This window comes from Actinoplanes philippinensis, from assembly GCF_900113015.1.
In the GTDB taxonomy this organism is placed as follows: domain Bacteria; phylum Actinomycetota; class Actinomycetes; order Mycobacteriales; family Micromonosporaceae; genus Actinoplanes; species Actinoplanes philippinensis.
Window position 1 is genome coordinate 597,404 of record NZ_FONV01000002.1, and the last position, 14,836, is coordinate 612,239.

The 14,836-nt window shown below is 71.8% G+C and carries 12 protein-coding genes; 7 read left to right on the forward strand and 5 right to left on the reverse strand.

Going from position 1 to position 14,836, the window contains the following annotated elements; all coding sequences use genetic code 11:
* The first annotated feature begins 216 nt into the window (after positions 1-216).
* On the forward strand, positions 217-1,179 hold the full coding sequence (gene lipA, locus BM290_RS06185) for a lipoyl synthase (RefSeq protein ID WP_373871037.1): 963 nt from the start codon (positions 217-219) through the stop codon (positions 1,177-1,179).
* Positions 1,180-1,476: 297 nt separating this feature from the next.
* Here lipA and BM290_RS06190 read toward each other — a convergent pair whose 3' ends face one another.
* Both BM290_RS06190 and BM290_RS49530 read right to left on the reverse strand, forming a co-directional pair.
* A complete protein-coding gene (locus BM290_RS06190) occupies positions 1,477-1,683 on the reverse strand; it encodes a hypothetical protein (protein ID WP_143133629.1) in 207 nt (68 codons plus the stop codon).
* A gap of 385 nt (positions 1,684-2,068) precedes the next feature.
* Entirely contained in the window at positions 2,069-2,368 is a 300-nt protein-coding gene (locus tag BM290_RS49530; protein ID WP_275413175.1) for a response regulator transcription factor, read from the reverse strand.
* 927 nt (positions 2,369-3,295) lie between these two features.
* On the opposite strand from BM290_RS49530, the gene BM290_RS06200 reads away from it, so the two are divergent.
* From BM290_RS06200 to BM290_RS06225, 6 genes are all read left to right on the forward strand, one after another.
* Positions 3,296-3,988, forward strand: coding sequence for a DUF4191 domain-containing protein (locus tag BM290_RS06200; protein WP_093610871.1), 693 nt, complete (start codon positions 3,296-3,298; stop codon positions 3,986-3,988).
* Positions 3,989-4,244: 256 nt separating this feature from the next.
* A complete protein-coding gene (locus tag BM290_RS06205; RefSeq protein WP_093610873.1) occupies positions 4,245-5,918 on the forward strand; it encodes a right-handed parallel beta-helix repeat-containing protein in 1,674 nt (557 codons plus the stop codon).
* Positions 5,919-5,921: 3 nt separating this feature from the next.
* A complete protein-coding gene (locus tag BM290_RS06210) occupies positions 5,922-7,130 on the forward strand; it encodes a type VII secretion protein EccE (RefSeq protein WP_093610875.1) in 1,209 nt (402 codons plus the stop codon).
* A complete protein-coding gene (locus tag BM290_RS06215) occupies positions 7,127-8,056 on the forward strand; it encodes a hypothetical protein (protein WP_177319594.1) in 930 nt (309 codons plus the stop codon). The genes BM290_RS06210 and BM290_RS06215 overlap by 4 nt, the downstream gene beginning before the upstream one ends.
* A 190-nt stretch (positions 8,057-8,246) precedes the next feature.
* Positions 8,247-8,840 carry a L,D-transpeptidase family protein gene (locus tag BM290_RS06220; protein ID WP_177319595.1) on the forward strand — a complete coding sequence of 198 codons (594 nt, stop codon included), beginning with the start codon at positions 8,247-8,249 and terminating at the stop codon, positions 8,838-8,840.
* Positions 8,841-8,869: 29 nt separating this feature from the next.
* Positions 8,870-9,691 (forward strand): hypothetical protein, encoded by an 822-nt coding sequence (locus BM290_RS06225; RefSeq protein WP_093610879.1) that lies wholly within the window; start codon positions 8,870-8,872, stop codon positions 9,689-9,691.
* Here BM290_RS06225 and BM290_RS06230 read toward each other — a convergent pair.
* From BM290_RS06230 to eccCa, 3 genes are read right to left on the reverse strand one after another with little or no spacing between them, the layout of a single operon-like run.
* Positions 9,681-10,322, reverse strand: a complete 642-nt coding sequence (locus BM290_RS06230; RefSeq protein WP_093610881.1) for a hypothetical protein — start codon at positions 10,320-10,322, stop codon at positions 9,681-9,683. The two genes, BM290_RS06225 and BM290_RS06230, sit on opposite strands and share 11 nt — an antisense overlap.
* Entirely contained in the window at positions 10,322-10,822 is a 501-nt protein-coding gene (locus tag BM290_RS06235; protein ID WP_093611250.1) for a SigE family RNA polymerase sigma factor, read from the reverse strand. The genes BM290_RS06230 and BM290_RS06235 overlap by 1 nt, the downstream gene beginning before the upstream one ends.
* A gap of 60 nt (positions 10,823-10,882) precedes the next feature.
* Entirely contained in the window at positions 10,883-14,833 is a 3,951-nt protein-coding gene (gene eccCa, locus BM290_RS06240) for a type VII secretion protein EccCa (RefSeq protein ID WP_093610883.1), read from the reverse strand.
* Positions 14,834-14,836: the final 3 nt, after the last annotated feature.

The following is a 14,836-nucleotide window of genomic DNA, read 5'->3' on the forward strand; positions in this document are numbered from 1 at the left end:
GGCGCCTCTTTGTCGTGCTGCGGCTCCGGGGTGTCTTCACGCTCCGGCGCTCGGGCCACCCTTCCCAGCTGCCGGGTGGCTCTCTCGGCCGGCGGATCGAAGCGTTACTCGGTCCCATCATCGCCGTGACGGGAACGCTAACAGTCGCCGATGCGGCGTTCTTCTGAATTATGGGTGACGGCCCTCACACGAATGGTCACGTGAGCCTCGTCGCCCCTGCGCTGTGGTCGGCCTGTGCGGGCGTATCTTCGGGGTGTGACTATTGCTCCCGAGGGCCGCCGCATGCTGCGCATCGAAGCGCGCAACGCCGAGACTCCCATCGAGCGGAAACCTCCGTGGATCAAGGTCAAGGCCAAGATGGGCCCTGAGTACACCGAGATGCGCGGCCGCGTCCAGAAAGAGGGCCTGCACACGGTCTGCCAGGAGGCCGGCTGCCCCAACATCTACGAGTGCTGGGAAGACCGCGAGGCCACCTTCCTCATCGGCGGTGACCAGTGCACCCGCCGCTGCGACTTCTGCCAGATCGACACCGGCAAGCCGGCCGAGTTCGACGCCGACGAGCCCCGCCGCGTCGGCGAGTCCGTCGCCACGATGGGCCTGCGCTACGCCACGGTGACCGGTGTCGCCCGCGACGACCTGCCCGACGGCGGCGCCTGGCTGTATGCGGAGACCGTCCGCCAGATCCACAAGCTGATGCCCGGCTGCGGCGTCGAGCTGCTGATCCCCGACTTCAACGCCGACCCGGCCCAGCTGGCCGAGGTCTTCGGCGCCACCCCCGAGGTGCTCGCCCACAACCTGGAGACGGTGCCGCGCATCTTCAAGCGCATCCGTCCCGGCTTCCGCTACGAGCGCTCCCTCGACGTGATCACCCAGGCCCGCGCGGCCGGCCTCGTCACCAAGAGCAACCTGATCCTCGGCATGGGCGAGACCCGCGACGAGGTGTCGGCGGCCCTGCGCGACCTGCACGGCGCCGGCTGCGAGCTGATCACCATCACGCAGTATCTGCGTCCCACCCCGCGCCACCACCCGGTCGAGCGCTGGGTGAAGCCGGAGGAGTTCGTCGAGCTCCGCGAGGAGGCCGAGCAGATCGGTTTCGCCGGCGTGATGAGCGGCCCGCTGGTCCGGTCGTCGTACCGTGCTGGTCGCCTGTACAAGCAGGCCCTCGAAGCCCGGGGCTGACCCGCACCCGCCCTCCCCCGGAGGTCTCGCCCCGACCACGCCGGCCGGGGTATCGCGGAACGCCGTGGGGCTGCTCTGTCGGGTCCCGCCGGAACGCCTCGACGGGCATGTCTACCGGAAAATGTGCCGAGACGGCCGCTGAGACGTCGATAGCCCCGCACCTGGTCGGCGCGGGGCTATTTTCGTTTCACCGGGTGCTCGCTCAGGACGCTCCGCCAACTCTCATGACCACGCTGAGCGGCGGCGATGCCCGGTCATGGAAGCGGAACGCAGAGGTTGAGCGACACCCGACGTTCCCTACTTCTTCTTGGCCGCCTTCTTGTCCTTCTTTCCCTTCTTGCTGTCCTTGCCGCTCTTCTCCGATCCCCATCGGGCTTCAGCGACCTCCGGAACCAGCACGGGCGACAGCAGCTTCACAAAGACCATGGCGAGGGGAGCCAGCCAGGCCCACCACGGCACCAGGGAGTCCGGCCCCATCAACATGCCGACGAAGTCGTAACTCACCTCGACTGCGGTATCCATCATGTGCCTCCGGCGACGAGCTGCTCAGGCCAGGCAGGACGCCCTCCTGTGCTACGGCTCCCAATATCGGATCACCGCCGCCCGCCATTAGCCTTTCCCGCCACCGTCCCGCCCCCGGCGACCAGCCATCGGCCACCCACCGCCACTCGCCATCGGCCGGCTCCGCCACCGGCTCGCCGGCGGGAGGTGCCCCTCGAGGAGTCAGCGGTGACCGCCGCCCCTGGCACGGCACAGCGCCTGTCGGCGGCGGGAGGTGTTCGAGGAGCCACCGGTGACCGCCGCCCCTGGCACGGCACAGCGCCCGTCGGCGGCCGTCCGTTCGGGGCAAGCGACGGCGGCGATACGGTGGCCTGGCGGGCTTGTGGCATCAGGTGTCGAGGTAGCCGAGGCGATGGGCGACGGCGGCGGCCTCCACCCGGTTGGTGACCTCCAGCTTGGCGATGATCCGGGAGACGTGGACGCTGGCCGTCTTCGGTGAGATGAACAGGCGTTCGGCGATGCGGCCGTTGCTGTGGCCTTCGGCGACCAGGCGGAGGACCTCGCGTTCGCGGGCGGTCAGAAGTTCGGTGTTCGCGGTGGGCAGCGCCGATTTCCGGATGCCCAGTCTGCGGGCCAGGACTTCGACGGCGTCACACAGCGGCCGGGCACCGAGCGCGGACGCGATCACGGCGGCCTCGGTGAGGGCGGCTGTCGCTGCCGGGCGGTCAGCACCCGAAGCTTCGGCGAGATCGAGCAGGGCACCGGCCAGCTGGTAGGGCTGTCGGTCGACTCGCCAGGCCTCGACCGCCTCTCGCCACCGCCCGACGCCGCCTGACGCCGCCGTCGAGGATGGCGGCCACCTGGGCGGCATAGGCGCGCTCGGCCGGATACCGCTGAGGAAAGCGGTCAGCGAGCGCCCGGATCGCGGTCCTCAGGCCAACGCCCTCCGGCAGGAGCCCGTCAAGCCCGCCGCCGGACGCCGCGCCGGAACCGGTGGCCGAGGATGATCCCGCCCTGGAACCGGTAGCCGGGGGTGATCCCGCCCCGGAACCGGTAACCGGGGGTGATCCCGCCCCGGAACCGGTAGGCACAGCCACCCCAGAGCCCGAACCGGCAGGCGAGGGCAGCGCAAGGCGAGCGGGAAGGCTCCGGTCGGAGGCGACCCCACCGACGCGGAGGGGGTCGGCCCGGCCTCATCCGCCGGAAATGCGTTCGTCGCGGGCGGCTCAGCAACAGACGCAGATCCGGTGGTCGCAAGCGACCCCGCGGAGACGCCGGAGGCAGCCGCGGCAGTGACGGACGCGGAGGGCACGCACGGCCGGATCAGACGCTGCGGGGAGGGAGACGCCGGAGGCAGCCGCGGAGGCACGCACCGCCGGGTCAGACACGGCGGAGAAGGAGACGGTCTCGGAGGGCGGGATCGCGCCCGACCATGACCGCGCTGTGCGGTGGGTGCCGGGGTCGCTGAAGGGGATCATGGGAGGAACTCTTCGCCGGAAGGCGGCGCCCGGGCATGGGGACGGCTCCTCATCTCTTCCGGTGTCCCCTCCTTGCCCACGGCTGCCGGGGTCCCCGGGACGCCGTGAGGTACCTGAGCCCCACTACACTTCCGGGCATGGCAAAACCCCAGGAGAAGGTGTCGGTCGGCGAGCGTTTCAAGCAGATCGGCCAGGTGTTCGCGTTCACGGCCAAGCAGGACAAGTGGTTCGTCCCGCTGGTCATCGGCGCGGTCGCCATCCCGGTCGCGATCACCGTGACCATCGTGCTCCTGACGGGTGGCTGGCTGTGGATTCCGGTCGGGATCCTGTTCACGCTGCTGGCCGTGCTGATCGTGCTCAACCTGCGGTCCAACACCGCGATGATGAATGTGGCGGAGGGCCAGCCCGGCGCCGCCGCCTCGCTGATGGAGAACATGCGCGGCGACTGGCGGGTGCGTCCGGCCGCCAGTTCCACGACGCAGTTCGACATGGTGCACGTGGTGATCGGCAAGCCGGGGGTGATCCTGCTCGCCGAGGGCGACCCGCAGCGGGTGCGGAGCCTGCTCAGCCAGGAGAAGAAGCGGCTGGTCAAGGTGATCGGCAACGCGCCGATCTACGACTACGTGATCGGCTCCGCCGAGGGCCAGCTGTCGATCCGCAAGCTGCGCTCGACGATGCTGCGACTGCCGCGCAACCTGACCGGCAAGGACGTCAACGCCCTGGACAAGCGGCTCGGCGCGCTGATGTCGCGGCCCCAGATGCCGAAGGGCGCGATCCCCAAGAACATGCGGCCGAGCAAGGGCGCGTTCCGGCAGCAGCGCCCCCGCTGATCAAAACCACTTTGGGGTACGGGGTGAGCAGCGCCCGACCACAGCAGCCCGTCCCGAGTACCGGGGCGGGCTGTCGTCGTCCTGTCAAGGCGTGCATGGGTGGCCGTACCCCCGAATGCCCTTAAAGAGACCGCTTCCATCGACGAGGGTCTCCATGATCGGTCCGGGGCGATAGCCTCGGGTCTACGCCTCTGTCCGGCGGTCCACGCCGGACGGTGACGCCGACCTGCACCCTGGGCACGAAGGAGCTCCGCTCGTGGTCAGCACCCTGGCGGTTCCGGGCACCTATCCGACCCTGCGCGACGCCCTCGAGGTGGCGCCTGACGGGGCCGTCGTCACGCTGGATCCGGGTGTCTACCGGGAGCGGATCGACCTGGCCGGCCGGCGTCTGACGGTGCGGGCGTCGGGTGATCCGGGTTCGGCGATGGTGGACGCGTCCGGGCTGGACGGGCCGGCGCTGGCGGTGGCGTCCGGCGAGGTGGAGATCGACGGTCTGGCGCTGACGTCGGACGAGTATCCGGCGGTGGTGATCGCCGGCGGCCGGGTGCGGTTGCGGCGCTGTGAGCTGTCCTCGGGTTACGGCGCGGGGGTGCAGGCGGAGGGCGGCGCGACGGTCGACGCGGCGGAGGTGCGGGTGGTCGCCGGCCAGCACGGTTTCGTCTTCTCCGACGCGGGTGGCACGGTGGACTCGTGTGAGGTGCGCGGCGTCTCGGACGACGGGGTGATCGTGCGGCTCGGAGCGGACCCGGTGATCCGCGGCACCCGGGTCAGTGACTGCGGCCATCGCGGGATCTACATCTACCAGTCGGGGCGGCCGCTGATCGAGCGCTGTGACGTCTCCGGCACCGGCGACGCGGGCATCGTGGTGGCCTATGCGAGCGCGCCGCGGATCGTGGAGACGTGGGTGCATCAGACGTCCGGGCCGGGGATCGTGGTCGGCGCCGGGTGTTCGGCGGTGGTCGAGCGGTGCCGGGTGGAGGAGACCGCCGATCCGCCGGTGCAGGTCGATCCCCGAGCCGACGCGACGGTGACGTTGAGTGACAGCGGCGGGCTGCCGCAGGCCGGTCTGCTGGCGGCGGGCGCGGCGCAGGACGCGGCCGAGGTGGACCGGCTGCTCACCGAGCTCGATTCGATGATCGGGCTGGCGGGGGTGAAGGAGGAGGTCCGGGCGCTGATCGACGAGATCCAGGTGAACGAGTGGCGGCGTGGCGCGGGCCTCTCGGTCGGCGCGGTCAGCCATCACCTGATCTTCACGGGCGCTCCGGGCACCGGGAAGACGACGGTGGCCCGGATCTACGGACAGTTGCTGAGGGCGCTGGGGGTGCTGCCGAACGGGGAGTTCCGTGAGGTGTCCCGGCGTGATCTGGTCGGGCAGTACATCGGGCACACGGCGGAGAAGACGACGTCGGTGTTCGAGGAGGCGATGGGCGGGGTGCTGTTCATCGACGAGGCGTACACGCTGGCCCGGGCCGGTGGGGCGGCCGCCGACTTCGGCCAGGAGGCGATCGACACGCTGGTGAAGCTGATGGAGGACCACCGGGACCAGGTCGCGGTGATCGTCGCCGGCTACACCCGGGAGATGTCCGACTTCCTGGACGCCAACTCCGGTCTGGCCTCCCGGTTCGCCAAGACGATGGAGTTCGAGAACTACGGGCCGGACGAGCTGGTGATGATCGCCGGCCGGATCGCCCGTCACGACGACTACGTGTTCGCCGACGGGCTGCCCGAGGCGCTGTGGGAGCACTTCGGACGGCTGGAACGGGACCGTAACTTCGGCAACGCGCGGGAGGCCCGCAAGCTGCTGGAGGGCATGCGCAAGGCGCAGTCGGGGCGATTGCGGGCGATGGGGCGGATGCCCAGCCGGGACGATCTCCGGACGCTGATGCTCGCCGATCTGCGGATGGCCACACGCTCCAGGGACAGGGGGTGAGACGTGCACCGTGGTGAAGGAACGACCTATCGGGCAGCGCCACCGCCGCCCCCGGTCACGGTCCGGGCGGTTCCCCGGCGGGGACATCTCGGGTCGCTGAGCCTCGCGCAGATCCTGGTCGCCGAGGCCGTGCTGCTGGCGCTCGCCGCGTCCCTGGCCGCCGGCCCGGTGGTGCTCCTGGCCGCCGGCGCGGCGTCGGCGGCGCTGCTGTTCGTCTTCTTCTCCCGCCGGCAGCAGCGCTGGTGGCTGGAGCATCGGCGGGTGGCCCGTGATCACCGGCGCCGCCGGGCCGCCCGGATCGATCCGCGGCCGGGCCCGGTGCTGGCCGCGCTGCGCACGATCGCGCCGGGCCTTGCCGTGCGGGACGTGACCGGCGCCGACGGGACGGTCGGCGTGGCCCGTGACGAGGCCGGATGGTTCAGCGTGGTGGCGCTCGACCCGGCCGCCGGGCCGCTGCCGCTGGACGCGCTGTTCGGCCTGCTCGCCGGCGCCGGCCAGCCCGGCCTGGTGCTGGAGCTGGTCACCCACACGGTGCCGGCGCCGAGCCCGGACGTGCCGGCCGCCGCCCCGTCGGGCGCCTCCTACCGGCAGCTGACCGAGACGACCGGCGCCGGCCCGGTCCCCGCCTACCGCGAGTCGTCGGTCAGCCTCCGGGTCGACGCACAGGCGCTGGCCGAGGCGCTGCTCGACCACACCGCCGATCCGGAGGCGGCCGAGACGCTCGTCGCCGGACTGGCCCGCAAGGTGGTGACCGGTCTGCGGCGGCTCGGCCTGACCGGGCGGCCCCTCGACGCGGACGGGCTGCTGGCGCTGCTGGCCCGCTCGTGCGACGTGGAGCCGCAGGCCCTCGCCGACGGGGCCGGCCCGGACGAGACGTGGAATTTCTGGCGGTCGGCGCGGCTGGTCCACCGGACGTACTGGCTGCGCGCCTGGCCGGTGTCGGCGACCGAGATCGGGTCACTGTTCGCGTGGGCGTCGACCGCCCCGGCCGCGCAGACCAGTGTGGCGCTGGTGCTGCGGGCCTCCGGCGCCGAGGAGGTGCCGGTGCGGGCGTTCATCCGGCTGGCGACCCGGCCCGACGCGGACCTGCGGGCCCTGGACCGGGTGCTGGTCGAGGGCGTCCGGCGGGTCGGCGGCGAGTTGCAGCCGCTCGACGGGGAGCAGGGGCCGGCGGCGTACGCGACAGCGCCGACCGGGGGTGGCGCCGGATGAGCTACCCGATGCCGTACCCGGAGGACCGTGCCGTCCAGGAGCAGCCCGCGCCGCCCCCGCAGCCGGCTCCGGCGCCGCCCGCCGTCGCACGGGCCGCCGTGCCGATCGCGCGGGCGCCCGTCGCGCCCGCGGTCACGGCCGCGCCGCTGGCCACGCCGACCCCGCTGACCCGTCCGCCGGACGACCCGGACGGCCCGCCGCGGGGCCCGGACGGTGACCGGCCACGGGATCGGACCGGGCCGTCCGGGCAGACCAGCCGGCTACGGATCGGCTGGCACACGGTGCCGCGGGCCGGGCTGCGCCGGATGACGGTCACCCCGCCGGCGCCGGCGGGGCTGCTGCTCGGGCGCGATCAGCAGCAGGCGCCGGTGCCGCTGCGGCTGTTCGCGCCGGACCCGGTGCGGGTGGCCCTGGTCGGCGGGGTGTGGGCGGCTCAGCTGCTGATCTTCCGGGCCTTCTCGGCGGGCGCGCGGGTGGTCGTGGTGACGAGCGAGCCTCGGGCGTGGGCGGGCTTCGGCGAGCGGGCCACCGGGCAGCAGCAGCGGCTGGTGATCGCGGCGGAGGCCGGTGGGCCGTACGGCGGGACCGCGCAGACTCCACTGTTGACCGTTTTCGACCTGGGCGTGTCCGGGCCGGTGACGAGCCCGCCGCTGGGCCCCTGGCACACGCAGCTGACGGTCCTGCGGCAACTGGACCGGCCGGGTGTGGCGGTCGTGCAGGAGGCCGGTCCGGTGGTGCTGCAACGGCTCGGCGGCGACGAGGCCACGCTGGCCGCGGCGGCGCTGCGACTGCGGCCGCAGAGCGGGCAGCTGCTCCAGTCCATGAACGACGACATGATGGCGCTGATCGGCGACGGCGACGACCGTTACGTCTTCCTGCATCAGACGGGGATCGAGCGACAGTACGTGGGACCACCCCGCCGATAGACGGGGTCACCCCCGGACAGATCCTCTGCTACGGTGACGCCCGGCAATATGCCACAACGGGGGATCCACATTTTTCGGCGCGCCACGGGCTTTTCCGTGGGCGCATTTTCGCGCATTCCGAATGTACGTTCGGCGTGCCCGGAAACTCCCCCGCTCATCGGTACACGTCGCCATGAGCAAGGAGAGTTCATTGTCATCGCAGAAGGCCTCCTGGCTGAGCAGGAGCGTTTTCGTCATCGGTCTGGTGGTGGCCGGGCTGATGGTCCCGGCCTCGGCACAGGCCTACACCCAGAAGAAGCTGGGCACCTACAAGTCCGCGCCGTACATGGTCTTCGAGGTGAACCGCAGCAACCCGCTGCGCAGCAAGCTGACCGCCTACGTGAGCCTGAAGAACGGCAGCTACCGGCTGTCCATGCGGGCCGGCAGCGGCAACGGCACCAAGAGCGAGTGCGTGTCGAACAAGGGCCACATCCCGTCCGGTGTCTACGACCCGGACGACGAGGACCGCAAGAGCACGCTGCAGTACATCCCGAACAAGCGCAACGGCAGCGAGGTGGTGCGCGGCGCCGTCTGGTCGCTGGGCAACAAGACGTGCACCCCGAAATCGGGTGAGCGCCGGATCACCCGGACCCTGCTGTACATCCATTCCCAGGGCGCGACGGCCTGGTCCGGAAATTACGCCTCCAACGGCTGCATCAAGATCAGCCAGAAGGACCGGGCGCAGCTGAAGAAGATGTGGAGCGGCGCCCTGTACCAGCAAAAACGAATGCTGATGGTTTTCTGACCCACCCCCATTTCGAGAGGAGAGAGATCGTGCGGAAACCATCATTCGAGAAGATCGGCGCCGCGGTCGTCGCCGCCGCCGCGCTGGGCCTCGGGGCCGTCGGGTTCTTCGGCAGCCCGGCCCAGGGCGACAACACCCTGCCGGAGATGCGGGCGCAGGCCATGGCCGAGCAGCGGGCCATCTCGGCCTGCATGACGGCGGCCGGGTTCTCGTACATCGTCGCCCTGCCGAACGACGTCCTGATCGAGGAGGCCCGGCAGGCAGCCATCAGCGAGGGCAAGGAGGGCGCCGAGCTCGAGGCCGCGATCCGGGCCGCGACCGTCGACCTGCCCGCCGACCCGAACGAGGCGGCCGTCGCCAAGCTGACCGCCGCCAAGCAGGCCGCATGGCACCTGGCCCTGATGGGCACGGACAGCGCCGGCGGCGGCTGCGACGAGCCGGCCGTGATGTCGGCGTCCGCACTGGAGGCGCTGAACAGCGATCTCAGCGCGGACGCCTCGGCCGTCGGTGTCGCGCAGGCCGACCCGCTGGTCGTCGCGGCGAAGGAGGCGTACGTGTCCTGTATGGGCTCGTACGGCTACACCGTCACCGACACCGCGCAGATCAACGAGCTGATCGACGACTACAACGAGGCGCACGCCTACCCGTGGCCCAGTGACCTGCCGGACGTGCTGCCGTCGACCGCCGACGCCGCCACCAAGGTCAAGTTCGCGGCGGCCAACGCCCGGACCGCGGCTGCTCTGGCCGCGATCGATCAGTGGACCGCGCAGGCCGAGGACTCGCACTCGATCTGTGTCGCCTGGTACGACAACGAGTACGAGCGGGCCTACACGGACGCGCTCAACGGCTGATCGACCGCTCGACGAGCCAGTGCAGATCGGCCTCGGTGGGGCCGTAGACGACGCCCTGATACGTCATGGCCGGCTCGGATCGCAACAGGTGGAGGGCCCCGTCCGAGATCCACTGGAACTCGCGGCGGGTGCCCCCTCCAGCCGGTTCGGAGAAGACCCGCACCGGGGTTCCGGCGATGACGATCTCCCGTACCGCCCGGTCGTCGCCGTTGATCGCCGGCAGTGACGTCTCGCCGGGAATCCGGTCGAGATAGGACTCGGCCGGGGTCTGCTTCTCCGGGCCCGGCGGGGTCACCGTGTCGGTGATCACCGTCGTGAAGATCCCGGTGTCCGTCTCGGTCTCCGGACCGAAGACGAACCGCTGCTCGCGGGCGAGCCTCGTCGGCGACGCCGAGGCCGACGGGCCGGCCGAGGGCAGCGAGACCGTCGGCGGCACGACCGGCGGCTGCGGGCGGCCCGGCGCCACCAGGAGGAAGATCCCGGCCACCGCCACCGCCGCGCCCGACATCGCCGCCAGCCGGATCCGGGCCCGCCGCCGCCGGGCCCGGCGCAGCAGATCGGCGGCCGGCAGCGGGTCGACACCGACGGCCAGGTCGTTCAGGGCCGCACGCAGTTCGTCCTGGGTGGGCATCAGGCGCTCCTCTCGACTTCGACTTCGCCCAGCGAGATCCGCATCTTGCCGAGCGCCCGATGGCACAGCGACTTGACCGTCCCGGCGCTGATCCCGAGCATGTCGGCGACCTCGGACTCCTTGCGGTCGTCGAGGTAGCGCAGCACCACGATGGCGCGTTCCCGCGGGGTGAGCCGGGCCAGCGCGCCGATCAGCGTGTGCCGGTCGTCGGCGCGGGCGGTGCCGTCACCGGCCGAGGTCTCCGGCAGCACGTCGACCGGCTGCTCCCGGCGCCGGTGGGCGAGCCGCCACCAGTCGGTGACCGCGTTGGTCACGGCCCGGCACAGGTAGCCGTACGGATCCTCGTGCTCGATGCGCCGCCAGCGGGGATAGGCGCGCATCAGCACCGTCTGCACGATGTCGCGGGCCTGCTCCCGGCTGCCGCAGAGCAGCTCGGCGTGAGCGATCAGCCGGCCCGATCGCGCGGTCACGAACGCGGCGAAGGACTCGTCCGTGTTCATCATGTCGTCCAAGACGGGCTGGGTCCCGGGAAGGTTCGCACGCCCTGATTGTGATCCAGGTCACCGCGCGGGCGGGGACCAGGCCAGCTGAACCAGCCGCGCGCCGTGCTTGCGGGTGACCATCCAGGCCCGGCCGGGCGGTAGCGGCTGCGGTTTCAGGTTGCCGAAGAGCGGGCCCTCCTCCCGCTGGCCGGACATCATGATCCCGGGTGACGCCAGCTCCCGGATCCGGCCGATCACCGGGTCGAACAGGGCGCGCCCGGCCCCGCCGATCCGCCGGGTGATCACCACGTGCAGGCCGATGTCGCGGGCCTGCGGCAGGAACTCCAGCAGCGGGGTGAGCGGGTTCGGGGTGGCCGAGGCGATCAGATCGAAGTCGTCGACCAGCACGTACAGCTCGGGGCCCTTCCACCAGCTGCGGTTGCTGAGCATCTCCGGCGTGACGTCGGGGCCGGGCAGCCGCTCCCGCATCGCCACCGCCACCTGGTTGATCAGATCCGCGGTGACCTGGTGCGACGTGCCGTAGCCGATGGTCTTCTCCGGCGGGACGCAGCCGAGCAGGCTGCGGCGCAGGTCGACGAGGAGCAGCCGGGCCTCGGACGGGCTGTGCGCGGCCGCGATCGAGCGGGCCAGACTGCGCAGGAACGAGCTCTTGCCGCTCTCCACGTCACCGAAGAGCAGCACGTGCGGCTCGGCGTCGAAATCCAGCACGACCGGCTGCAGGTCGGCCTCGGCGATCCCGATCGGCACCAGCGCGCCGCGGGCCGGCGGCAGCGCCTCGAACGGCAACTCGGCCGGGAGCAGCCGGACCGCCGGAGCGGGAGCCGCCGTCCACTGCTCGGCGACGCCGCTGACCAGCTCGGCGACCGCCTCGGCGAGATCGTCGACGCGCTGCTCCCGGTCGATGCGGGGCAGCGCCGCCAGGAAGTGGAAACCGTCCGGGGTGAGGCCACGGCCGGGCGCGTCCTCCGGCACGTTGACCGCCTCCCGCCGGTTGATCACCGAGTCGGCGGGCTCACCGAGACGCAGCTCGATCCGGGTGCCGAAGACGTCACGGACCTGCGGGCGCACGTCCATCCACCGGTTGGTGGCGGCGAGCACGTGGATGCCGAAGCCGAGGCCGCGGTTGGCCAGCTCGTGCACGGTCGTCTCGAGGTCCTCGAACTCGGTGCGCAGCGTCGACCAGCCGTCGACGACCAGGAACACGTCACCGAACGCGTCGTCGGCGAACCGGCCCTGCGCACGGGCCCGCCGGTACGCCGCCGCGCCCTCCACGTTCTGCGTGGCGAACAGCTCCTCCCGGGCCCGCATCAGCCCGTGCAGCTCGGCGATCGTACGCCGCACCTTGTCCACGTCACGCCGGGTCGCCACCCCGCCGACGTGCGGCAGGTCGGCCAGCGCGCTGAGCGGGCCACCACCGAAGTCGAGCCCGTAGAACTGTGCCTCTCGTGGGGTGTGGGTGAGGGCGAGACTGACCACGAGGGCGCGCAGCAGGTTCGACTTGCCGGACTGGGCGGCCCCGACGATCATCACGTTGCCGGCCGCGCCGGCGAGGTCCAGCCACATCGGGTCGCGGCGCTGGTCGTACGGCTTGTCGATGATCCCGCCGAGCGCGTGCAGCGACCCGTGCCGGTCCGCGGCGTCGACGGTCAGCCCCCGATCCGGCACGGTGACCACCGGTGGCAGCATCTGCCCGAGCGTGGGCGCCTTGTCCAGCGGCGGCAGCCACACCTCGTGGGCGGGCGCGCCCTTGCCCTCCATCTGCCGGACCAGCACCTCGATCAGGGTGTCGCCGACGGTGGTCTCCTCCTTTCTCTCGTCGCCGGCGTCCGGCCGCTCCTCGATCAGCGGGGCGACGTAGAACGTGGAGAAGTCGCGGATGGGATTGGCGCCCCGGCCACCGGCGGCGGGCAGGTCGCCGTTCTGCCGGACCACGCCGGAGACGTACGCCGCCTTGAGCCGGATCAGGCCCTCGGTGCCGGTCCGCAGATAGCCGTGCCCCGGCGACCGGGGCAGCTCGTAGGCATCCGGCACCCCGAGCACGGCCCGGCTCTCCATCGACGAGAAGGTCCGCAGCCCGATCCGGTACGACAGGTGCGACTCCAGCCCACGCAGCCGCCCCTCCTCGAGTTTCTGCGACGCCAGCAGCAGATGGATGCCGAGCGACCGCCCGACCCGTCCGATCTGGACGAACATGTCGATGAAGTCCGGCCGGGCGCTGAGCAGCTCGGAGAACTCGTCGACGATGAAGAGCAGACTGGGCAGCGGGGCCAGCGGCACCCCCGCCGACCGGGCCCGCTCGTAGTCACGCTGCGACGCGTAGTTGCCGGCCTTGCGCAGCAGCTCCTGCCGCCGGGTCAGCTCGCCCTGGATGGCGCCGAGCATCCGGTCCACCAGCGGCAGCTCGTCCTCCAGGTTGGTGATCATCGCGGCGGTGTGCGGCAGCCGGTCCAGCGAGGCAAACGTGGCGCCGCCCTTGAAGTCGACGAGCAGCAGGTTGAGGATCTCCGGGCTGTGCGTCATGGCCAGCGCCAGCACCAGCGTGCGCAGCAGCTCCGACTTGCCCGAGCCGGTCGCGCCGACGAGCAGCCCGTGCGGGCCCATCCCGTCCTGCGCCGACTCCTTCAGATCCAGCTCGACCGGACGGCCGTCGGCGCCGACCCCGATCGGCACCCGCAGACGGTCGCGGTTGGGCCGGCTCGCCCACAGCTCGTTCAGGTCGATGCCGTACGGATCGTCCTGCTCCAGCAGCTCGGCCAGCCCGGTGTCCTGGGAGATGGCCGGCGCGTCGGCCGTCGACACGGCGGAGAGCCGCAGCGGCGCCAGCTCCCGGGCCAGCACCTCGGCCTCGGCCAGGCTCAGCACGTCGGCCGTGCCGACCTCGGTGGGACCGTCCATCGTGGTGCCGGTGACCGTGCCGCCGGCCGCGATCTCCAGCACCACCGAGCTGTCGTCGAGCAGCCGCGGCGGCGGAACCGACAGGTCGACGATGGTGACCCCGGCGACGCCGCCCTCGGTCATCAGATGGTCGGAACCGGCCGTCGAGCCACCGTCGATGATCACCAGCACGTGCGGGCCGCCGCCGGGCGCGCCGGACGGATCGAAGCGGGGGCGGCTGACCAGCACGTCGTCGAGCATCGCCTCCAGCGCCGGGACACTCGGGGCGACCAGGCGGACCGGCCCGATCGCGTCGGTCTTGCCGGGATGCTGGGTGTGCGGCAGCCACTTCACCCACTCCCACCGGGCGCGCTCGTGGTCCGGCACGCAGACGCCGATGCGCAGGTCGTCGGGGGCGTGGAAAGTGACCATCTGGGCCAGCATCGCCCGGACGAAGTCGTGCGTGGCCTGGTCGGCGCCGCGGACGTAGATGTGCGAGAAGTCGCGCAGCGCCACCGACACCGGCAGGTCCGGCACCACCGAGTAGGTGTTGAGGAACCGCCGCAGCGCCATCGTGCACAGTGGCTCCAGCTCGTCGACCGGCCGGGTCTGCGGCGGCACCAGACGGGTCGCCACCTCCTGCGGGCCGACCGCGATCCGGACCACGGTGAAGTCGGCGTCGGCGGGACGGCGCTCCCACAGGCGGCCGCTGTCGGTGAACGTCCAGAGGGTGTCCGGGTCGGGGTTGCGGTAGTAGAGCGCCTCCCGCTGCCTGCTGATCGTGCTGCGCACCTGGGCCCGCAGCTGGGAGAGGTGACGCAGATACTGCCGGCGGGCCTCGATCATCTCGCGTTTGCCGGGGCCGGTGGTGTTGGTCAGCATCATCGCGAACATGCCGAGGATGGACACCCCGTACATCGCCCCGGCCACGTAGGTGATCGGCCCGCCGCGCTGCGCGCCCATCATCAGGCCCATCGCCGCGGCGCCCGCGCCCATCGGCAGGATCATCAGCATCCGGCTCCAGCCCTTGCCCTGCGGCGGCGGGATCTCCGGCGGCGGATCGAGCGGAACCTCGCCGGACGGCATCACGGGCGCGGGCCGGCGCGGGGGTCGCTTGATGATCGTTACTGTCACTCT